Source organism: Marinobacter sp. E2, assembly GCF_055755345.1.
Genome location: NZ_CM146911.1, coordinates 716,044 through 736,776 on the forward strand (window position 1 = coordinate 716,044; position 20,733 = coordinate 736,776).

Genomic DNA, 20,733 nt, shown 5'->3' on the forward strand with positions numbered 1-20,733 from the left:
CGGTCCACCGACTTTTGAGAGGACTGTGCCGTGATCGATTCAGACGGTTTCAGACCCAACGTCGGAATCATTCTGGCCAACCACAGAGGCGAAGTGCTCTGGGCACGGCGAATAGGGCAGGACTCCTGGCAGTTCCCCCAGGGTGGCATCAAGCACGACGAATCCCCCGAGGATGCACTGTACCGGGAGCTTGGAGAAGAGGTGGGCCTGAGTGCCAGTGATGTGGAAATCATCAGCTGCACCCGGGGCTGGCTCAGGTATCGACTCCCCAGGAGGATGGTACGCCAGAACTCGCACCCCGTTTGTGTGGGCCAAAAACAGAAATGGTTCCTGCTGAGGATGTTATCGCCAGATGCGCGGGTATGCGTGGATGGCACCGATTCACCGGAGTTCGACGGATGGCAGTGGGTCAGCTACTGGTATCCGTTGGGTCAGGTGGTTTCATTCAAGCGTGAAGTGTATCGACGCGCGCTGAGAGAGCTTGCGCCGCGACTGTTCTATAACATGGACCAGTGGCACCGTGCCGAGCAGAACCAGCGCTGAAAGGAACACCAGAAATGACGGACTGACACCGCCATGCTGAGCATTCTGCGAAGTCTTGTACAAGAGGTAAACAGCGCCCGCGATCTGCAGGAGGCGCTGGATATCATTGTATCGCGGGTGCAGAAAGCCATGGGCACGGAAGTCTGTTCCGTTTACCTGCTCGATCCGGCCACCAACCGTTACATCCTCATGGCCACCGAGGGTCTCTACCGCAAGGCGGTGGGCCAGGTCAGTCTCGCTTACTCCGAGGGCCTGGTGGGTCTGGTGGGCTCCCGGGAAGAGCCCATCAACCTGGAAGATGCGCCCTCCCATCCCCGGTACCGCTATTTCCCCGAGACCGGGGAGGAACGTTTCCGATCTTTCCTCGGTGTTCCCATTATTCACCATCGTCGGGTGCTGGGTGTGCTGGTGGTGCAGCAGCGGGAGAGTTCCCGCTGCTTTGACGAGGGCGAAGAGGCCTTCCTGGTCACCGTTTCTGCCCAACTGGCCGGGGTGATTGCCCACAGTGAAGCCACCGGCGCCATCAGCGGCCTGTCCCTGACTGGCGAAGAGGCTCACGATGTCAGCTTTAACGGCGTTCCGGGCGCTCCGGGGGTGGCAATCGGCCAGAGCGTGGTGGTCTATCCCGCCGCCGACCTTGATGTGGTTCCCGAGAAGCCGACCGAGGACGTGGACCAGGAACTGGAGCTGTTCCGTGCGGCGGTCACTGCAGTGCGCGAGGACATCGAGCGCGTTGCCAAGCGCTTGGCGTCCCAGCTGCGGCCGGAAGAGCAGGCGCTGTTTGATGTCTACCTGAGGATGCTCGGTGACGACGCCTTGCCTGGCGAGGTGGCCAACAAGATCCGCGAAGGGATCTGGGCCCAGGGCGCCCTGAAACAGGTGGTCCAGCAGTACGTGCGCCATTTCGAGATGATGGACGACCATTACCTGCAGGAGCGGGCCGTGGATATCCGCGACCTGGGCCGCCGCCTGCTGTCGCACCTGCAGGAAGGTGAGCAGAAGCACCTGAATTATCCGGAACGGACGGTTCTGGTCAGCGAGGAGCTGACGCCGGCCATGCTGGGTGAAGTGCCCAAGGGGCAACTGGTGGGCCTGGTCTCGGTGAAGGGCTCCAGCAACTCCCATGTGGCGATCCTGGCAAGGGCCATGGGTGTGCCTACGGTCATGGGCCTGGTCGATATTCCGGTGAACCAGCTCGATGGCAAGGAGCTGATTGTTGACGGCTTCGAGGGCCAGATTTTTGCCTCACCTTCGGCGGATCTGCGCTCCTTTTACCAGGCGATCTGCGATGAAGAAGATGAGCTGATCCGTGGCCTGGAAGTGCTCAAGGACAAACCCTGCGAAACCACGGATCACCACCGGGTCTCGTTGCTGGTGAACACCGGCCTGATGACCGATGTGGTCCGCTCGCTCTCCAACGGTGCCGAGGGCATTGGCCTTTACCGGACCGAAGTGCCGTTCATGATCAAGGATCGCTTTCCGTCGGAGCAGGAGCAGCGGGAGTATTACCGGGAGCAGCTGGAGGCCTTTGCCCCCAATCCCGTGACCATGCGTACCCTGGACATCGGTGGCGACAAGGCGCTCACCTACTTCCCGATCCAGGAAGAAAACCCTTTCCTCGGCTGGCGGGGCATTCGTGTGACCCTCGACCACCCGGAGATCTTCCTGGTGCAGGTGCGGGCCATGCTCAAGGCCAGCGAGGGCCTGAACAACCTGCAGATCATGCTGCCGATGATTTCCAACATCTCCGAGGTGGAGGAGTCACTGCACCTGATTTACCGCGTGTATCACGAGGTCCGTGAAGAAGGCTATGACATCCACATGCCGAAAGTCGGTGTGATGGTGGAAATTCCGGCGGCGGTCTATCAGATTCGCGAGCTCGCTGATCGGGTGGATTTCCTGTCGGTGGGCTCCAACGACCTTACCCAGTACCTGCTCGCCGTGGACCGGAACAATCCGCGAGTGGCACAGCTGTATCACTCCTACCATCCAGCCGTGCTACAGGCGCTGGTGCGCATTGCCCAGGACGCTCACGCGGTGGGCAAGCCGGTGGGCATTTGTGGCGAGCTGGCCGGCGATCCCGGCGGTGCCCTCCTGTTGATGGCCATGGGCTACGATTCTCTGTCCATGAACGCGGCCAGCCTGCCGAAGGTCAAGTCGGTGATCCGCAGCGTCAGCCGTGAGTGGGCCATCCAGTTGCTCGAGGACGTGCTGCTGCTGGATTCGCCCCATGTAATCAAGAGCTGTGTTGATCTGGCCCTGCGAAATGCCGGTTTCGGTCGCTACCTGCGCCCCGGCAAGTCCACGGCCATGGCGGTGTCGGAAGCGGCGGTTTCCTGAGTGTTGGCGGATTTTCCGGCAATATAGGGTGTGAACTCTAAAACCGGTTGTTATCTTGTTACCTGAAGTATCCGGTGGCCCTCGGTACGGGTCCGCATTTTCATCCGGAAGAAGGAAGGCTATGGCGTCGCCAACTGATTCTCAATCTGCTCCCCGCATCGGGCTGGCCCTGGGCGGCGGTGGCCCGTTGGGAGGTATCTACGAGATCGGAGCCCTGAGGGCCCTGGATGAAGCCCTGGACGGTCTCGATTTCAACAACATCGATGTCTACGTAGGCGTCAATGCCGGGTCTTTTGTGGCTGCCAACCTCGCCAACCAGATGACTACGGCGCAGCTCTGTCGAATTTTCGTGCGTAACGAAGCCGAGGTGCATCCGTTCCACCCGGAAGTGTTCTATCGTCCGGCGTTCCGTGAGATCGGCAGCCGGTTGCTGGCGGTGCCAGGCCTGCTCGCCACTGCCATGAGCCGCTTCATCAACAACCCCTACGACCAGAGCCTGCTTGAGGCCATGACCATTCTGGCCCAGGCGGCGCCGGCGGGTCTGTTTGATAATGAGGGCCTGCACGAGTATCTCAAGCGAGCCTTTACCATGCTCGGTCGTACCAACGATTTCCGCCAGCTCAAGCGCAGTCTTTACATTGTGGCGGCGGATGTCGAAAGTACAGAAGCCGTCTGTTTTGGCGCGCCGGGTTTTGATCACGTGCCCATTTCCCGGGCCATCCAGGCCAGCACTTCCTCGCCCGGGCTCTATGTACCGGTGGATATCGACGGTCGCTACTATGTGGATGGAACTCTGCGCAAGGGTTTGCACGCCTCCGTGGCCTTCGAGGATGGCGCGGACCTGGTGTTTGCGGTCAATCCGCAGGTGCCGATAGACGCCAGTGCGGCCGTGCGGGCCGGTTCCATGAAGCCTGGGGAGCTTACCCGTTCAGGCATGCCGAACCTGCTGTCGCAGACGTTCCGAACCATGGTGTATTCCAGAATGCAGTCGGGCATCGCCCAGTATGCGCGGGACTATCCGGACAAGGACATACTGCTGTTCGAGCCAACACGGGATGACGCCAAGCTGTTCTTTTCCAACGTGTTCAGCTTCCAGTCCAGGCGAATGGTGTGTGAGCATGCCTACCAGATGACCCGGCGGGATCTGCTGGAGCGTGCCGATCAGCTGGAACCTCAGCTGGCGAAATACGGCATTACTCTGAGACGGGATCGTCTGGAAGACGAACAGCGAACCATCAGTACCAGCCTCTATGGCGAAATGCTGCCGCTGTATGTCGCCAAGGGGCGGAAGAAAAAGGCCGACAAGGGCAAGCTGGCCTCGGGGCTGGAGAACGTGACCCACCTGTTTTCAAAGGCCGAATAACGCCAGCACAATACCGGCACAACAGGGGGCCGAGCCGTTTTAACTCCGGCCCCCTTTTCGGTCAGAGAATGTAGCGGCTCAGGTCCTCGTCCTCGGACAGCTCGCCCAGCTTCTCATCCACGTAGTCGGCAGTCACCTCGAAGGTCTCGGTGACCTTGTCGCCGGCATCGAAAGACAGGGTCTCCAGCAGCCGCTCCAGTACCGTATGAAGGCGCCGCGCCCCGATGTTCTCGGTACTCTCGTTCACCTTCCAGGCCACTTCGGCAATCCGGGCAATGGCATCCTCACCAAAGGTCAGCTTCACGCCCTCGGTGGCCATCAGTGCCTCGTACTGTTGAACCAGTGAGGCGTCCGGTTCGGTCAGAATGCGTTTGAAATCCTCGGGTGTCAGGGCCTGCAGTTCCACGCGAATCGGCAAACGGCCCTGCAGTTCCGGAATCAGGTCTGACGGCTTGGACAGGTGGAAGGCACCCGAGGCGATAAACAGAATGTGGTCCGTGCGCACAGCGCCGTATTTGGTGCTCACCGTGCTGCCCTCAATCAGGGGCAGCAGGTCCCGCTGTACGCCCTCCCGGGAGACGTCCGAGGAGGTGTTTTCCGAACGCTTGGCCACCTTGTCGATCTCGTCGATAAACACGATGCCATTCTGTTCCACAGCCTGGATGGCCTTCTGTTTGATCTCTTCCTCGTTGACCAGCTTCGCGGCTTCTTCTTCCTTGACCCGCTTGAGCGCGTCCGCCACTTTCATCTTGCGGGTCTTGCGCTTGTCCGAGGACAGGCTGGAGAACATGTTCTGCAACTGGCTGGTCATCTCCTCCATGCCCGGCGGCGCCATGATCTCGACGCCGGCGCCGGAGTTGCGCAGGTCGATCTCGATCTCCTTGTCGTCCAGTTCGCCTTCCCGGAGTTTTTTCCGGAACAGCTGGCGTGTCGAGGAGTCGGAGCCGCGTTGGCTGTCCTCGCTGAAGTCCCGGGGCGGCGGAATCAGGGCGTCGAGGATGCGTTCTTCAGCAGCATCCAGCGCCCGGTTCTCATGCCGCTTCATTTCCGCTTCGCGCAGCATCTTGATGGCCATGTCGGCGAGATCCCGAACGATGGATTCCACATCACGGCCAACGTAGCCTACCTCGGTGAATTTGGTGGCTTCCACCTTCAGGAAGGGCGCATCGGCCAATTTGGCCAGGCGCCGGGCGATTTCGGTCTTGCCGACACCGGTGGGGCCAATCATCAGGATGTTCTTGGGGGTGATTTCTTCGCGCAGGCTGCTGTCGAGCTGCATCCGGCGCCAGCGGTTACGCAGGGCGATGGCCACCGCACGTTTGGCTTCTTCCTGGCCCACGATGTGTTTGTTGAGCTCGTGGACAATCTCACGGGGAGTCATTGCAGACATGGTCGCTCCGGATCACTCGTTGGCAGAGAGCACTTCAAGGGTGCGATTGTGGTTGGTGTAGATGCAGATGTCGGCAGCGATATCGAGGCCCTTCTCGACAATCTCGTGGGCAGACAGGTCGGTATTCTCCAGCAGCGCCCGTGCGGATGCCTGGGCAAAGGGCCCGCCGGAACCAATGGCAATCAGGCCCTGTTCCGGCTCAATGACATCTCCGTTGCCTGTGATGATCAGGGATGCGGTCTTGTCGGCCACGGCCAACAGGGCCTCGAGTCTGCGAAGGGCGCGGTCGGTGCGCCAGTCTTTCGCCAGCTCCACGGCGGCCCGGGTCAGGTTGCCCTGGTGTTTTTCCAGCTGGGCCTCGAAGCGCTCAAACAGGGTGAAGGCGTCCGCCGTGCCGCCGGCAAAGCCGGCAATTACCTTGCCGTTGTATAGACGGCGTACCTTTCGGGCGTTGCCCTTCATCACGGTGTTGCCCAGGGAAACCTGGCCGTCGCCACCCATGGCAACTTCGTCATCACGTCGGACCGACAGAATGGTAGTCATTTGGGCTCCAATTGCCTGATTGAAATTGGTATCCCGTTGTTATGGAGGCGGGTGGTGCGAATTCAAGGTGGTTTGATTCGAGCTCGTTGAATCACCCGTCTTTGGGGATTTTCCGGACCAGTGGCTGAATATTCAGGGACACCAGCTTGTCGATGGCGGAGTTCATCTGGCTTCGCGAGGTAAACGGACCGACGTTCACCCGGTACCAGACCGAGCCGCTGTCCAGGTCGATCCGCTGTATGTTTGCCCGCAGACCCTGGAAGGCGATCTGGGCGCGCTGGCGTTCGGCGTCTTCCTGGCTGCGGAAAGAGCCGGACTGGACCAGATAGTTGAACTCCTGCTGCGCTGGCCCGGGCGTATACTCCTCTACCTTCGGGGGCACCACCTCGGATTCGGGCAGCATCTCGTAAAAACGGAACCCCGGTTTGTCTTCCCTGGCGGTCGCTCCGGGAGACTTTTCGGCCGGTTTCGGGGCCGGTTGGGTCACTGACGGCTGCTGGGGGCCAGAGGTGGTGGGCAGCGAGTTGAGATAGACAATGAACCCGACAAAGCCACCGACCGCCGCCAGCGACAGAATCCATTTCAGGGACAGCCCGCCCTGCTGCGCCCGGGCAGACGGCGCAGGCCTTGCGCGGGCGGTCTTCGGCTTCGCCGCTTTCGCGGGTTTGCTGCGGGGCGTGGCCGAGGCCTTGGCAGGCCTGTCCTTGCGGGCATAATCTCGGGACATTAGCGGTTACATCTCTTCCGGAGCGCTGACGCCCAGCAGGTCGAGCCCGTTGGCGATGACCTGCCTGATTGCCAGATAAAGACTTACTCGGGCGTCGCGCAGAGCCTTGTCCTCAATCAGCACCTTGTGGGCGTTGTAGTATGTGTGGAACTGGCCAGCCAGTTCCCGCAAATAATGCGTGAGGTGATGGGGCTCACGCTGGGCCGCGGAGTTGGCAATCAGTTCCGGGTACTTGGCCAGCTGGTTGGCCAGGTCCTTTTCCTCATCCAGGGTCAGCAGCGACAGATCGCCGATACACTCGTTACGGCCCCGGGTTTCACCTTCCTCTGCCAGTTTGCGCAGTACGCTGCAGATGCGGGCATGGGCATACTGAATGTAGTAGACCGGGTTTTCATTGGTCTGGGAGCGGGCCAGATCGATATCAAAGGTCAACTGGGAGTCCACCCGACGGGCCGCCAGGAAGAAACGGGTGGCGTCGCGGCCCACTTCGTCGATCAGATCACGAACGGTCACATAGCTGCCGGCCCGCTTTGAGATTTTCACCTCCTGGCCGGAGCGGGTGACCATCACCATCTGGTGCAGCACATAGTCGGGCCAGCCTTGCGGGATGCCGGCGTTCAGGGCCTGCAGCCCCGCACGTACCCGGGTAACCGTGGAGTGATGGTCGGCACCCTGCTCGTTGATCACGGTGGTATAGCCGCGCTGCCATTTGTCCAGGTGGTAGGCCACATCCGGCAGGAAGTAGGTGTAGCCACCGTCCTTCTTGCGCATCACCCGGTCCTTGTCGTCGCCGAATTCCGTGGTTTTCAGCCACATGGCGCCGTCCTGCTCGTAGGTGTAGCCGTTGTCCTGCAAGCGCTTGACCGTGGCCTCCACCTTGCCGTCCTGGTAGAGCGAGGATTCCAGGAAGTAGACATCAAATTGGACACCGAAGGCTTTCAGGTCCAGGTCCTGCTCCCGGCGCAGATAGGCGACAGCGAACTCACGGATCGCGTCCTGATCTTCCGGGTCGGCTTTGGCCGTCACTGCACGGTCGTCTGCGGTGACGGTTTCGCCAGCAAGGTAAGCCCTGGCCACGTCCACAATGTAATCACCCCGGTAGCCGTCCGCTGGCCAGCTGTCGTCCTCTGGCGTCAGGCCTTTCACCCTGGCCTGGACCGACAGTGCCAGGTTGTTGATCTGGGCTCCGGCGTCGTTGTAGTAGAACTCCCGGGTAACGTTGTAACCATTGGCTTCCAGCAGCCGGCAGAGGCAATCACCAATGGCCGCGCCCCGTCCGTGGCCCACATGCAGAGGCCCCGTCGGGTTGGCAGAGACAAATTCCACCTGCACTTTCTCACCCTTGCCCTGATTGTTGCGACCGAATCGCTCCGCCTGGTCGAGGATGGTTTCGACAACTTCGAAGGCGCTCGCCGTGCTCATGAAAAAGTTGATGAAGCCCGGCCCGGCGATCTCCACCTTGTCCACTGCCTTGCTGGCCGGCAAGTTTGCCACCAGCGCCTCTGCCAGTTGGCGCGGTGCGCAGCCCGCAGCCTTGGAGGCCACCAGGGCAATGTTACAGGCGTAGTCGCCGTGGGATTTGTCCTTGGTGTTGCCTACCTGCGGCGTGAAGGTCTGGTCCGCGGGCAGGGTGCCATCGGATTGGAGGGCCGCCAGTGCAGACTGGAGCAGTTCGGAAACGGTCTCTTTCATGCTGTCAGATGACTCGGTTTGCAGGGAAATTGGTATCGGGCAGGGCGCCCGTTGAACGTGAAAGGCCGCTATTATCGCGGAAAGTTGGGCTGCAAGCAAAAGCCGGGTAGCGCCTGTGGGGCACAGGGTTCATCCGGTTTCCTGCGGGTCTACGTCAATCATCCAGCGTGCGCCGGCTGGCAGTTTTTGCTGGTCCAGTTGCTGGCAGATCTGCGTGAGCAGTCGATTCAGGACGCTGCGGTTGTTGGCGTTCAGGATCAGTTGGGCCCTGTGCCGGTCAGCTCGCCGGGCAATGATGGCCGGTAGCGGGCCCCAGACATCAATGCCCGGCGCGTTGGCCAGCGATTTGATATTGTCGAGCACCTGCAGGCTGTTGGCCATGGTGTCCGCTTCCGCGCGAAAGATGGCCATGGCCCGGAATGGGGGAAACCGGCCTTCTTCCCGTTCCCCAAGTAACTGGTCGGCCATGTCCAGATAGCGGCCCTGGCACAGTGTTTTCAATAGGGGGTGATCGCTGTGGCAGGTCTGTACCAGCACCTTGCCCGGCTTCGAGCCCCGACCTGCGCGGCCGCTGACCTGGAGCAGTGTCTGGATCAGCTGTTCTGGTGCGCGAAAATCGACGCTGAAAAGTCCCCCGTCTGCGTTCACCACCACCACCAGCGTAACGTTGGGAAAGTCATGCCCCTTGGCGAGCATCTGGGTGCCCACGAGAACGCAGGGCTTGCCGCTGTTCACGGTGCTGAGAATGCTCTGGATGCTGCCCTTGCGCTGGGTGCTGTCGCGGTCAACCCGCACCACCGGAGTCTCCGGGAACGCGGATGCCAGAATGTCCTCGGTTCTCTCGGTTCCCTGGCCGACCGGCTTGAAAGCTTCGCTCTGGCAATTCGGGCAGTGATCCGTGGCGGCGGTCTGATAGTCGCAATGGTGGCAGCGCATGGCCCGATCGCGTCGGTGGTAGGTAAGCCGGCTGTCGCAGCGGGGGCACTCGCTGATGTGGCCGCAGTCAAAACACATCATCACCGGCGCAAAGCCCCTGCGGTTGACGAACACCAGCGCCTGTTCGCCCCGCGCCAGGGTCTGTTCAATGGCATTGAGCGCGGGGCGTGACAGTCCGCCTTCAAGGGGACGGCTACGGATGTCGAGGAGATGGATGCCCGGAGGGGTGGCATTGTTCGCCCGGGTTTCCAGTCGCACCAGCCGGTATTTGCCCTGACGGGCATTGTGGACAGACTCCAGCGACGGAGTGGCGGAACCCAGGATGATGGGGCAGTGATTCAGATGCGCTCGATAAACGGCCATGTCCCGCCCGGAATAGCGAAAGCCCTCGCCCTGTTTGTAGGAGCTGTCGTGCTCTTCGTCAACAATGATGGCGCGCAGATTGGTGAATGGGAGCAGCACAGCCGAGCGGGTGCCGATCAGGATCACCGGCTCGCCGTTGCGAATTTTTAACCAGGTGCTCAGGCGTTCGCCATCGTTCAGTGCCGAGTGCCAGACGCGGATCCGAGCGCCGAAGTAGTGCTCGAAGCGGGCAACGGTCTGAGGGGTCAGATTGATCTCCGGCACCAGTACCAGGGCCTGGTCTGAGTCCTCGAGCTTGTTCTTCAGGTAATGCAGATAGAGCTCGGTTTTGCCGCTACCGGTGATGCCGTATAAAAGGAAGGCGCTGAATCTGTCTCGTGTGCTGCTTTCAAGCTCCGAAGCCGCCGCGCTTTGCGCATCGGAAAGAACTGGCTGTCGGCTCGGGGATTCGCTCGGGGTTGCCTGATGGCTGTTGGCTGGAGGTGCAACCATCCTGGCCAGTTGCCGTTCAAGGAGCGCTTTCAGCTGGGCGCGGGTAAAACCGGCCTGAACAATACGGCTTTCAGGCGCCCCCTCGGGGTGGGTGGCCAGCCAATCCACCAGGGCTCGCTGGCGATGGGCGTTGCCGGGCAGGGTGGCCGAGCTGCTGCAGGCGCACCACCACTGTTCGGTTTTCTCTTCCGCCTTTCGCCCCCGTCTCAGGGAGGGCGGCAGTGCGGTGAACAGGCACTCCCCCAGGGGGTGCTGGTAATAGTCGCTGGCCCAGCTCAGCAGGCGAAACGTTTCTTCCGGTAGGGCTGGCCAGGGCTCCAGAATCCCGGCAATCGGTTTGAGGGTGATGCCTTCGGGGGGATTGACTCCGGTTTCAAGCACCAGCCCGATAGCCTGCTGTCGACCGAACGGGATTGTGACTCGCTGGCCCGGCTTCAAATCCATTCCGGCGGGAATCCGGTAGTCAAACAGTCGGCGCAGGGGGCGGTTGAGGGCAATACGTGCTGTCAGGGGCACTGGGCTCTCCAAAGAAAAACGGACATTACGGTATTTCCCTATCCTGTGCAGGCGCTGGCCTGTCGGTTGATCCCTGGAGGTGGTGCGGAAAATCCGAGTGGCGCTTGCCTGGATTGGCAATTGCAAGTAAGATTCGCGGTCTGTTTCCGGCAGGGCATGATTGTGCCCCGTCTTCACACTTGATTCAAACATGCGGTGCCCGGCGCCAGGGTAGTTCAGATACCCCGTGACCTGGTAGCGGCATGACCTAACGAGGTTCGTCATGAAAGAAGGTATCCATCCCAAGTACGAAGAAATCACCGCCACCTGTTCCTGCGGTAATTCCTTCAAGACCCGGTCTACCTACACCCAGGATCTGCAGCTGGACGTGTGCTCACAGTGTCACCCGTTCTACACCGGCAAGCAGAAGGTTATGGATACCGGTGGTCGTATCGACCGCTTCCAGAAGCGTTTCGGCGGTCGTATTGGTGGCAAGAAAGACTGATCACCAGAGATCTGAAAAAAGCGCCTTCGGGCGCTTTTTTATTTTCTAAGGGCTGCTGTGTAGGTAAACGGTACATACGCAATTTGCCTTATTGACTGCTCATAAATTGTTCGGGAGCCACTTGTCGTTTTGGGTCTGGCGGGCCATAATGTCGCGCTCTGCCGGTTAGGGGCATGGCCCTCTGCCAGCGGTTCATTACCTTTATAAACGTGACAAACGGAACAGTGGCAATGTCTCAAGATCTGAAAGAAGCAGCCCTTGAATATCACGCCAAGCCGCGGCCTGGGAAGCTGAGTGTTGAAATCACCAAGCCGACCAAAACCTCCCGCGATCTCTCCCTGGCGTATAGCCCCGGGGTTGCCGAACCGGTCCGCGAGATCGCAAAGGACCCGGAGAATGCGTACAAGTACACTGCCAAGGGCAACCTGGTAGCTGTTATCTCTGACGGTTCCGCAATTCTTGGTCTGGGGAATCTGGGTCCTCTGGCGAGCAAGCCGGTTATGGAAGGCAAAGGCGTACTGTTCAAGCGCTTTGCAGGGATTGACGTCTTTGATATTGAGGTCAATTCCGAGAGCCCGCAGGCGTTTATCGAAACGGTTGAGCGTATCGCCGACACCTTTGGCGGTATCAACCTGGAAGACATCAAGGCGCCCGAGTGTTTTGAGGTTGAGCGGGCCCTGATTGAAAAGTGCAACGTGCCCATCTTCCACGATGATCAGCACGGTACGGCCATCGTTACTGCGGCTGGCATGATCAATGCCCTTGAGCTGCAGGGCAAGAAAATTGAAGAGGCGACAGTGGTCTGTCTGGGTGCCGGTGCTGCCGCTATCGCCTGCATGAAGCTGCTGATCAGCTGCGGTATTCGCTCTGAGAACATCTTCATGCTCGACCGCAAGGGTGTGATCCACTCTGGTCGCGATGATCTGAACCAGTACAAGGCCATGTTCGCCAACGATACCGACAAGCGCACTCTTGACGACGCTATCGACGGTGCGGACGTGTTCCTCGGTCTGTCCGGCCCGGACCTCCTGAGCGCCGAACAGCTCAAGAAGATGGCGCCGAATCCGATCGTGTTTGCCTGCTCCAACCCGGATCCGGAAATCAGCCCGGAAGTCGCTCTGGCTACCCGTGATGACCTCATCATGGCGACCGGTCGTTCCGATTATCCGAACCAGGTCAACAACGTTCTGGGCTTCCCCTTCATCTTCCGCGGCGCGCTCGACGTTCGGGCTACTGCCATTAACGAGGAAATGAAGGTTGCGGCTGTCAACGCCATTCGCGAACTGGCCAAAGAGCCGGTGCCTCAGGAGATCTGTGAGGCCTACGGCGTGGAGAGCTTCGAGTTCGGCAGGGAATACATCATTCCCAAGCCCATGGATGTTCGGCTGCTTGAGGTGGTGCCGGCTGCTGTTGCCCGTGCCGCTGTTGATTCGGGTGTTGCGCGCAACCCCTATCCGGCGCACTATCCCCTGAAGTCCATGGACGACATCATCTGATCCTGGCGTTCAGGCAAAAAAAACCGGCGGTGATCCCGCCGGTTTTTTTATGGCTGGACGGCCGGTGCTCAGAAGATCCTGCGGGACAGGTCGTCCTCCTCGGCACCACCACTGCCGTTGCCGTCGTCCTGAACGGAGAGGGGAGGCGGTGCGTCCTCTTCACGGAATATCTCGAATATGCCTTCCTCGCCTGGGCGCACGCGTTGCCCGGTTTCCGGGTTGATGCGAATGTTGACGATGCCGTTGGGGCGCGGCATCACCGCAGGCTCGGTGCCTTCGAGAGCCACCTCCATATAGTCCAGCCAGATTGGTAGGGCGGTGCTGGCGCCGAATTCGCGGCGGCCAAGGGGCGCCGGCTGATCAAAGCCCACCCAGGTGGTTGTCGCAATCTTGTGGTTGAAGCCGGCGAACCAGGTGTCTTTCTGTTCATTGGTGGTGCCGGTCTTGCCCGCGATGTCATCCCTGCCAAGCGCCAGCGCTCTGCGCCCTGTGCCCAGGCGAATCACATCCCGCATCATGGAGTGCAGAATGTAGACCGACCGTTCGTCGGCGAGTCGGCGCATAACCCGGGTCTTTGCCTCTTTTTCGGTGCTGCTTTCCTGTGCCTGCGTGTCTTCCTCCGGCGTGGAGGGCTTGTTCGGGGCTGTGGCGGATTCTGTCTGTGCCAGCAGTTCGTCGCAGTTGGTGTCGCAGAGTATGGTGTCGGGTGCCTTGTAGATCGTCTTGCCCTGGATGTCCTGGATGCGTTCAATCAGGTAGGGCTGAACGTCATAGCCCCCATTGGCGATGACGGCAAGTGCTCGGGCCAGTTCCATCGGAGTTAACTGACCACTGCCCAGTGACAGGGAAAGATTGTCTGGCATGTTGGCGGTGGGGATTTTCAACTGCTTCAGGTAGTCCAGGGTGTTCTCAATTCCCAGGTCCCGCAGAAGGCGGATGGACACCAGGTTTCGGGAGCGATACAGGGCCTCCCGGAGTCGTGTGGGGCCATAGAACTGGCCGGAAGAATTCTGTGGGCGCCACGCGGTTTCAAGTTCGGAGTCGTCGAACACGATCGGGGCGTCGTTGTAGATGGTGGCCGGGGTAATCCCTGTCTCGAGGGCGCTCAGGTACAGGAAGGGCTTGAACGTGGAGCCGGGCTGGCGACGGGCCTGGGTGGCCCGGTTGTACTTGCTCTGGCTGAAGCTGTAGCCACCGCTCAGGGCCTCGATGGCTCCGGTCTCTGCGCGCAGGGAAATCAGTGCTCCTTCAACCCTTGGAATCTGCGCCAGGGCCACGCTCGCCGGTGCCGAAGCCTGTTCCGGATTGTCAGCCTCGGCTTCCTGCTCACTGGCATCTTGAGTCGGAGGCGTCTCCGGGCGCACGTAGACTACATCGCCCCGGGCGACGACATCCGACGGCTTTTCCGGCTCCGGCCCGGTCAGATTTTCCGTTTTGTAGCGTTGGGCCCAGGTCATGGTTTCGAACGGCATGATGCCTGGTCCCACTCCGCGAACGTGGACCCGGGCCAGTCCCTCCTCGTCATTGACCTCCGTTACCACGGCAGGCAGCAGAGAGGCCACTTTCGGATAGTTGAGCATTAGGTTGCCCAGGTCACGCTCGGCGAGGCTGTCGGCATCCAGCTGGCCGATCGGTCCCCGGAAGCCGTGGCGGCGATCGTAGGCCTCAAGTCCGTCGCGAAGGGCTTCGGTGGCCGCTTGCTGCTTGCGGCTGTCCACGGTCAGGGTCACCGTGTAGCCATCGGTGTAGGCGTCCTCTCCGAAGCGCCGGACCATTTCAGAGCGCGCCATCTCGGCCACGTAATCGGCATCGATCTCGGTCTCGGTGGCGTTATAGCTCGCGGTCAGCGGCGCTGCAACGGCCAGGTCGCGGGCATCCTCGGTAATGAAACCGAGTGAGTGCATGCGGCCCAGAATCCAGTTCCTCCGGATCATGGCGCGTTCCGGATTTGCCAGCGGGTTGAATGCCGACGGCGCCTTGGGCAGGCCTGCCAGCATGGCCATTTGCGCAAGCGACAGCTGGGCGACCGGTTTGTCATAGTAAACCTGCGCTGCGGCGGCAATGCCGTAAGCCCGGTTGCCGAGATAGATCTTGTTCAGGTAGAGCTCAAGAATCCGGTCTTTTTCCAGTTCACGTTCAATCTGAAGAGCCAGAAGTATCTCGTTGAACTTCCGTATAAAGGTTCGGTCGCGTGACAAAAAGTAATTTTTTGCAACCTGCATAGTGATGGTACTGCCCCCGGACTGAATCTCGCCGGTGGAGACCAGTTCGATGGCAGCCCGCGCCAGGCCTTTGATGTCGACCCCGAAGTGCTCGTAAAAACGCGCGTCTTCCGCGGCCATAAAGGCTTGTAACTGAATTGTTGGGATCTGTTCGATTGTGATCGGTGCCCTTCTCTTTTCACCGAATTCTGCTATTAATCTGTTGTCTTTGCTATATACCCGCAGCGGCGTCTGGAGCTTGATGTCCAGGAGTTGTGAGACGGGAGGGAGTCCCGGGCGGAGATAAAGATAAAAGCCTGAGGTTACGATTACGGCGACACTCAGTCCGGTAAGAAACAACCAGGCAAGAAGGCGAGATGTGCGCAACAAATGAGACATTTTTTTCTGACAACTGTTGGATATAGGTCTATCATTTGAGAAATTGCTTTAGGAAGGATGAGACACTTCACCGCTGCAATGGTTCTCGAGAATAAATAAGAACACGCATTGTAGACGGAATAATGAAGAAATTCTCTTAAAGAAAAATCACATAAGTTACGTAACCGGGTGCATCTAACCAGGTATAGGGTGAGCGCGTGTTCGGATTGTTTGGAAAGAAATCCAGTGCAGTGCTGGGCTTGGATATAAGCTCCAGTTCGGTCAAGCTTCTGGAGCTGTCGAAGCAGGGTGACCGGTACAAGGTCGAGAGCTACGCCGTTGAGCCGTTGCCGGCCAACGCCGTGGTCGAGAAAAATATCACCGACGTCGAAGCCGTGGGCGAAGTGCTCAAGCGGGTGGCTTCCAAATCCCGCTCAGGCGTTAAGCAGGTGGCTGTGGCCGTATCCGGTTCGGCGGTCATCACCAAGGTCATCCAGATGGACGGTGGGCTGAACGAGTTCGAAATGGAAGATCAGATCGCGCTCGAGGCCGACCAGTACATTCCGTATCCGCTGGATGAAGTGGCTATCGACTTTGAAGTGCAGGGCGCCTCGGAGAGTAATCCGGATCAGGTGGATGTACTGTTGGCTGCCTGCCGCAAGGAAAACGTTGATATTCGCGAAGATGCCCTGGAGATTGCCTCACTGACCACCAAAGTGGTGGACGTTGAAGCCTACGCCCTGGAGCGCGCCTACGCCCTGATTGAGCCACAGCTCGACTCCCAGGGCGAGGAGCTGGTGGTCGCGATTGTGGACATTGGCGCCACCATGACCACCCTGAGTGTTCTCGCAGGCGGCAAGACCGTATATACCCGCGAGCAGATATTCGGCGGCAAGCAACTGACCGAAGAAATCCAGCGCCGATACGGGCTCTCCCTCGAGGAAGCGGGTCTGGCCAAGAAGCAGGGTGGACTTCCCGACGACTACGAAACGGAAGTGCTCATGCCGTTCCGGGAGGCGGTGGTTCAGCAGGTCGCCCGGGCACTGCAGTTCTTCTTCGGTGCCAGTCAGTACAACGCCGTTGACTATGTGGTTCTGGCCGGCGGAACTGCGTCGATTCAGGGACTCACAGAAATGGTCGAGGAAAAAACAGGTACGCCGACTCTGGTGGCCAATCCCTTTGCGGATATGGCGGTGGGGTCCAAGGTCAATGCATCCGCTCTGAGCAATGACGCGCCCTCATTGATGATTGCCTGCGGCCTGGCGATGAGGAGCTTCGACTGATGGCAAAGATCAACCTCCGACCGTGGCGCGAGGAGCTTCGCGCCGAGAAGCAGAAGCAGTTTGTGGTCATGATTCTGGGCGCGGCCATTATCGCCGGTGGTCTGGTGTTTCTCTGGAAATCGGACATGGACAGCCGGATTGCCTACCAGCAGTCCCGCAATGCCTACATTGAAACCGCGACCAAGAAGCTGGATCAGCAGATCAAGGAGATCGAGAACCTCAAGCGCCAGCGCGACGAGCTGCTTGCCCGGATGCAGGTTATCCAGGATCTCCAGGGCAAGCGACCGGTCATTGTCCGGGTGTTTGACGAGCTGGTCAGAACGCTGCCGGACGGCCTGTACTACACCGACCTCAAGCGCACAGGCGACCGGCTCGACATCGTGGGCATGGCAGAATCCAACAGCCGGATCTCCAACCTGATGCGTCAGTTCGAGGAGTCTGACTGGTTCACCAACCCCAATCTCTCCAACGTATCCGCCGCCGACAGTCGTCGGGCCGGATACAGCCAGTTCAACCTCTCGGTGCAGCAAAAAACACCTGAGCCCGAAGGGGAGGGTAAGTAATGAGCCTCGCGGACTCACTCAAAAGTCTTAATGAATTCGACATCAATGATCTGGATGTCAACAACGCGGGTATCTGGCCTGCGCCGGTCAAGGCCATCGTTGTCCTGATCATTTTTGGTCTGATTGCCGGTGGTGGCTACTGGTTCTTCATCAAGGACCAGTACGCGCAGCTCGAGCGGGTGGAGAAGACCGAGCAGGAACTTCGCAAGAAATACGAGGAAAAGGCCTATCAGGTGGCAAACCTGGAGGTTTTCAAGGCCCAGATGGCAGAGATGGAAGAGACCTTCGGCGCGCTGGTCAGGCAGTTGCCCAGTGAAACCGAGGTTCCGGGCCTGCTGGAAGACATCACCAACACGGCGCTGGGCAATGGCCTGTCGCTTCAGGAGGTGAAGCTTCAGCCAGAGCAGCGCCGCGATTTCTATTCCGAGCTGCCCATCAATATCCGGGTGTCCGGCTCCTATCATGAGCTGGCCTCGTTTGTCAGCAGTGTCGCGAGCCTTCCTCGGATCGTGACGTTGCATGACCTGACCATCAAACCAACTAGCGGAGAGGGAGACCGGCTCGATATGCAGGTTGTTGCCCGAACTTACCGCTACCGGGCTGGAGAATGAGCATGGCAGGAAAACATGCGGTAAAAGCCTGGCTGGGACTCTGTGCGGCGTCGCTTCTGACGGCCTGCTCCCAGGGCGGTGGCTTTTCGGATCTTGATAAATTCATGGCGGAAACCCGTGCCAAGCCCCGCGGATATGTGGAGCCGCTGCCGGAGTTCAAGGCCTATGAGGCGTTCAGCTATTCGGCAGCCGACCGTCGGGCGCCCTTCGAGCCACCGATCGATGTTCAGCTGACCATGGTAGACGAACAGCCGGTGAGCAATGTTGAGCCGGATCTGGATCGGCCCCGGGAAGTGCTGGAGAATTTCGACCTCAAGACGCTGCAAATGGTCGGCACCCTGCAGGGCGCGTCCGGTAACCTGTTTGCACTGGTTGAAGACAGCACCGGGGGTATTCACCGGGTCCGGACGGGCAACTACATGGGGCAGAACTACGGCCGCATTGTCGGCGTCAGTGAAACCCGAATCGAACTGATCGAAATCGTTCCCAATGGCCGGGGTGGCTGGGTTGAGCGTCCTCGCTCCCTGACCCTGGAAGAAGACGCGGGCTAAGGAGCGGCTGGATGAAAGATGAAAGAACCATGCACGTACAAAAAAGTTTAGGGTCGAGGCTAGCGATGTTCAGAAAACTCAATGTATACGTCAGCGTGATTGCTCTTGGGTTGTTCTCCGGCCTGGCCAACGCGGTCACGCTGGAAGACGTGTCGTTTTCGTCGCTACCGGGCGAGCGGCTTGAGGTCAAGCTCCAGTTTGATGGTACACCCCCGGAACCAACGGGCTACACCATCGAGCGGCCGGCTCGCATTGCGGTCGACCTCCGGGATACCACCAGTGGTCTGGACAGCCGGAGTATTCCGCTGGGCTCGGGCAACGCCCAGAGCATGACGGTGGTGGAAACCAAGGACCGCACCCGGCTGATTTTCAACCTGGTGGAGCTGGTGCCCTACGACACGACCCGTTCTGGCAACTCCCTGGTCATGACCATTGGTGGCGACGGTGCCGTGGCCAGCACGGCCGGCTCGTCAAGCGCCACCTCTGCTTCCTCGTCGTCTGCCAGTGGGGCTGCGAATGCCCTGTCTGGCGTTGACTTCCGTCGAGGCAAAGACGGTGAAGGCCGTGTGATTGTGGATCTTGGCAGCTCCAGTACCCCGGTCGATCTGACCGAGAGGGCCGGCAAGATCCGCCTCACCATGGAAGATCTGACAGTGCCCAGCAACCTGCGTCGTCGGCTGGATGTCACGGACTTCGCGACACCGGTAACCCGGATCGATACGTTCGTGGAAGACGGCAACGCCGTGGTGGAGATCAGTCCGCAGGGTAACTACGACTACATCGCCTACCAGTCTGGCAGCCAGTTTACTGTCAGCGTAGAGGAACTGACCCAGGAAGAGGCCGAGTCGCGCCGTGAAGAGAAGTTCCCGTACACCGGCGACAAACTCTCCCTGAACTTCCAGGACATCGAAGTGCGTTCGGTTCTCCAGCTGATTGCGGATTTCACCGGGCTGAACCTGGTGGCCAGTGATACCGTGGGTGGCAGCATCACCCTTCGCCTGCAGAACGTGCCCTGGGATCAGGCCCTGGATCTGATTCTCAAGACCAAGGGTCTGGACAAGCGCCAGATCGGCAACGTGCTGCTGGTAGCGCCGGCGGACGAAATTGCCGCCCGGGAAAAGCTCGAGCTGGAAACCAACAAGCAGATCGCCGAACTGGCCCCGGTTCGCCTGGATATTATTCAGGTCAACTACGCCAAGGCAGCGGACATCGTGTCGTTGATCAAGGAAGATGAAGAGCTGATCTCTGACCGCGGCTTCGTGTCTTCCGATGTTCGCACCAATACCATCAGTGTCCGGGAGACAGCGGAGAAGCTCGAAGAGATCCGTCGCCTCGTCTCCACCTGGGACGTGCCCGTGCGTCAGGTTTCCATTGAAGCGCGGATTGTTCGTGCCCAGACCAACGTTGCCGAGAACCTCGGGGTTCGCTGGGGCGGCGCGGCCTATGACATTAACGGTGACAACATCGTATCTATCGGTGGTGGCCTTGATGGCGTGCAGGATGCACGGGATTCCGCTGCTACCCCCGGTTCGTTCCAGACCTCTTTCCCGGGTGCTCTGGCTGTGGACCTGGGCGTGACCGGAGAAGGTGCGTCTTCCTTCGCCATCGGCTGGGGCAGCGACGACTTCCTGGTTGATCTGGAGCTGTCTGCCCTGGAGAGCGATGGTCAGGCCGAAGTTGTTTCCCAGCCACGGGTTGTCACTGCGGATCGTCAGACCGCGTCCATCAAGTCTGGTGAAGAGATTCCGTATCAGGAAGCCTCCTCAAGCGGCGCGACCTCGGTTTCTTTCAAGGAGGCGGTATTGTCTCTGGAAGTGACACCTCAGATCACGCCGGACGACAAGATCATCATGGACCTGGTGGTGAATCAGGATTCCCGGGGCGAAGTGACCGCCGGTATTCCATCCATCAACACCAACGAGGTGACCACTCAGGTGCTGGTGGGTAACGGTGAAACCGTGGTTCTCGGTGGTATTTTCCAGTCCGAAGTTGCCACCCAGACCACCAAGACCCCGTTCCTCGGAGACATCCCCTACATCGGGCGTATCTTCAAGCGCACCGAGCACATCGATGAGCGCAGTGAGCTGCTGATCTTTATCACGCCAAAGATCATCAAGAACGACCTCATTCGATAATCAGGGGTGCAGAAAAAGCCGCCGCGTGACACCGGCGGCTTTTTTGTGTCTGCAGACCATCCAGTAAGCGCAGGAACTTATGGAATTTGCGACCCTGTGCTATTCTCACCCGCCTGAACAGAACTG

General features: G+C 59.6%; 16 protein-coding genes. 10 read left to right on the forward strand and 6 right to left on the reverse strand.

Annotated features, from left to right (window positions below):
* The first annotated feature begins 30 nt into the window (after positions 1-30).
* From AC0J1C_RS03245 to AC0J1C_RS03255, 3 genes are all read left to right on the forward strand, one after another.
* Positions 31-543: an RNA pyrophosphohydrolase gene (locus tag AC0J1C_RS03245; RefSeq protein WP_473045600.1), complete on the forward strand. Its 513-nt coding sequence runs from the start codon at positions 31-33 to the stop codon at positions 541-543.
* A 33-nt stretch (positions 544-576) separates the two neighbouring features.
* Positions 577-2,883 (forward strand): phosphoenolpyruvate--protein phosphotransferase, encoded by a 2,307-nt coding sequence (gene ptsP / locus AC0J1C_RS03250; protein ID WP_473045602.1) that lies wholly within the window; start codon positions 577-579, stop codon positions 2,881-2,883.
* A gap of 121 nt (positions 2,884-3,004) precedes the next feature.
* Positions 3,005-4,246: a patatin-like phospholipase family protein gene (locus AC0J1C_RS03255; protein ID WP_473045603.1), complete on the forward strand. Its 1,242-nt coding sequence runs from the start codon at positions 3,005-3,007 to the stop codon at positions 4,244-4,246.
* 61 nt (positions 4,247-4,307) lie between these two features.
* Here AC0J1C_RS03255 and hslU read toward each other — a convergent pair whose 3' ends face one another.
* From hslU to AC0J1C_RS03280, 5 genes are all read right to left on the reverse strand, one after another.
* On the reverse strand, positions 4,308-5,636 hold the full coding sequence (hslU, locus tag AC0J1C_RS03260; protein WP_473045604.1) for an ATP-dependent protease ATPase subunit HslU: 1,329 nt from the start codon (positions 5,634-5,636) through the stop codon (positions 4,308-4,310).
* A 12-nt stretch (positions 5,637-5,648) separates the two neighbouring features.
* Entirely contained in the window at positions 5,649-6,179 is a 531-nt protein-coding gene (gene hslV / locus AC0J1C_RS03265; protein ID WP_091992280.1) for an ATP-dependent protease subunit HslV, read from the reverse strand.
* Positions 6,180-6,270: 91 nt separating this feature from the next.
* Positions 6,271-6,906, reverse strand: coding sequence for an SPOR domain-containing protein (locus AC0J1C_RS03270; protein ID WP_473045605.1), 636 nt, complete (start codon positions 6,904-6,906; stop codon positions 6,271-6,273).
* Between the two features lie 6 nt (positions 6,907-6,912).
* A complete protein-coding gene (gene argS, locus AC0J1C_RS03275; protein WP_375193345.1) occupies positions 6,913-8,598 on the reverse strand; it encodes an arginine--tRNA ligase in 1,686 nt (561 codons plus the stop codon).
* A gap of 129 nt (positions 8,599-8,727) precedes the next feature.
* Positions 8,728-10,905: a primosomal protein N' gene (locus AC0J1C_RS03280; protein ID WP_473045606.1), complete on the reverse strand. Its 2,178-nt coding sequence runs from the start codon at positions 10,903-10,905 to the stop codon at positions 8,728-8,730.
* 262 nt (positions 10,906-11,167) lie between these two features.
* Here AC0J1C_RS03280 and rpmE point away from each other — a divergent pair, with 262 nt between their 5' ends.
* On the forward strand, positions 11,168-11,389 hold the full coding sequence (gene rpmE / locus AC0J1C_RS03285; protein ID WP_091992284.1) for a 50S ribosomal protein L31: 222 nt from the start codon (positions 11,168-11,170) through the stop codon (positions 11,387-11,389).
* Positions 11,390-11,619: 230 nt separating this feature from the next.
* Positions 11,620-12,885, forward strand: a complete 1,266-nt coding sequence (locus AC0J1C_RS03290) for a malic enzyme-like NAD(P)-binding protein (protein ID WP_473045609.1) — start codon at positions 11,620-11,622, stop codon at positions 12,883-12,885.
* Positions 12,886-12,953: 68 nt separating this feature from the next.
* On the opposite strand, the gene AC0J1C_RS03295 is transcribed toward AC0J1C_RS03290, so the two are convergent.
* Positions 12,954-15,485: a penicillin-binding protein 1A gene (locus AC0J1C_RS03295; protein WP_473045611.1), complete on the reverse strand. Its 2,532-nt coding sequence runs from the start codon at positions 15,483-15,485 to the stop codon at positions 12,954-12,956.
* A 197-nt stretch (positions 15,486-15,682) separates the two neighbouring features.
* Here AC0J1C_RS03295 and AC0J1C_RS03300 point away from each other — a divergent pair, with 197 nt between their 5' ends.
* The 5 genes from AC0J1C_RS03300 (at position 15,683) to AC0J1C_RS03320 (ending at position 20,607) form a co-directional block, all read left to right on the forward strand.
* Entirely contained in the window at positions 15,683-16,747 is a 1,065-nt protein-coding gene (locus tag AC0J1C_RS03300; protein WP_091992287.1) for a pilus assembly protein PilM, read from the forward strand.
* Positions 16,747-17,310 carry a PilN domain-containing protein gene (locus AC0J1C_RS03305; protein ID WP_375193350.1) on the forward strand — a complete coding sequence of 188 codons (564 nt, stop codon included), beginning with the start codon at positions 16,747-16,749 and terminating at the stop codon, positions 17,308-17,310. Before AC0J1C_RS03300 ends, AC0J1C_RS03305 begins: the two co-directional genes overlap by 1 nt.
* A complete protein-coding gene (locus AC0J1C_RS03310) occupies positions 17,310-17,921 on the forward strand; it encodes a type IV pilus inner membrane component PilO (RefSeq protein ID WP_091992289.1) in 612 nt (203 codons plus the stop codon). The genes AC0J1C_RS03305 and AC0J1C_RS03310 overlap by 1 nt, the downstream gene beginning before the upstream one ends.
* Positions 17,922-17,923: 2 nt before the next feature.
* Complete coding sequence (locus AC0J1C_RS03315) at positions 17,924-18,472, forward strand: pilus assembly protein PilP (protein ID WP_091992290.1); 549 nt, start codon at positions 17,924-17,926, stop codon at positions 18,470-18,472.
* Between the two features lie 65 nt (positions 18,473-18,537).
* Positions 18,538-20,607 (forward strand): type IV pilus secretin PilQ, encoded by a 2,070-nt coding sequence (locus AC0J1C_RS03320; protein WP_473045612.1) that lies wholly within the window; start codon positions 18,538-18,540, stop codon positions 20,605-20,607.
* The last annotated feature ends 126 nt before the right edge of the window (positions 20,608-20,733 follow it).

Bases quoted from the DNA above. Each gene is read 5' to 3' on its own strand.
- ptsP (WP_473045602.1), top strand. From the start codon at position 577: ATGCTGAGCATTCTGCGAAGTCTTGTACAAGAGGTAAACAGCGCCCGC.
- AC0J1C_RS03255 (WP_473045603.1), top strand. From the start codon at position 3,005: ATGGCGTCGCCAACTGATTCTCAATCTGCTCCCCGCATCGGGCTGGCC.
- hslU (WP_473045604.1), bottom strand. From the start codon at position 5,636: ATGTCTGCAATGACTCCCCGTGAGATTGTCCACGAGCTCAACAAACAC.
- hslV (WP_091992280.1), bottom strand. From the start codon at position 6,179: ATGACTACCATTCTGTCGGTCCGACGTGATGACGAAGTTGCCATGGGT.
- AC0J1C_RS03270 (WP_473045605.1), bottom strand. From the start codon at position 6,906: ATGTCCCGAGATTATGCCCGCAAGGACAGGCCTGCCAAGGCCTCGGCC.
- argS (WP_375193345.1), bottom strand. From the start codon at position 8,598: ATGAAAGAGACCGTTTCCGAACTGCTCCAGTCTGCACTGGCGGCCCTC.
- rpmE (WP_091992284.1), top strand. From the start codon at position 11,168: ATGAAAGAAGGTATCCATCCCAAGTACGAAGAAATCACCGCCACCTGT.
- AC0J1C_RS03290 (WP_473045609.1), top strand. From the start codon at position 11,620: ATGTCTCAAGATCTGAAAGAAGCAGCCCTTGAATATCACGCCAAGCCG.
- AC0J1C_RS03295 (WP_473045611.1), bottom strand. From the start codon at position 15,485: ATGTCTCATTTGTTGCGCACATCTCGCCTTCTTGCCTGGTTGTTTCTT.
- AC0J1C_RS03305 (WP_375193350.1), top strand. From the start codon at position 16,747: ATGGCAAAGATCAACCTCCGACCGTGGCGCGAGGAGCTTCGCGCCGAG.
- AC0J1C_RS03310 (WP_091992289.1), top strand. From the start codon at position 17,310: ATGAGCCTCGCGGACTCACTCAAAAGTCTTAATGAATTCGACATCAAT.
- AC0J1C_RS03315 (WP_091992290.1), top strand. From the start codon at position 17,924: ATGGCAGGAAAACATGCGGTAAAAGCCTGGCTGGGACTCTGTGCGGCG.
- AC0J1C_RS03320 (WP_473045612.1), top strand. From the start codon at position 18,538: ATGTTCAGAAAACTCAATGTATACGTCAGCGTGATTGCTCTTGGGTTG.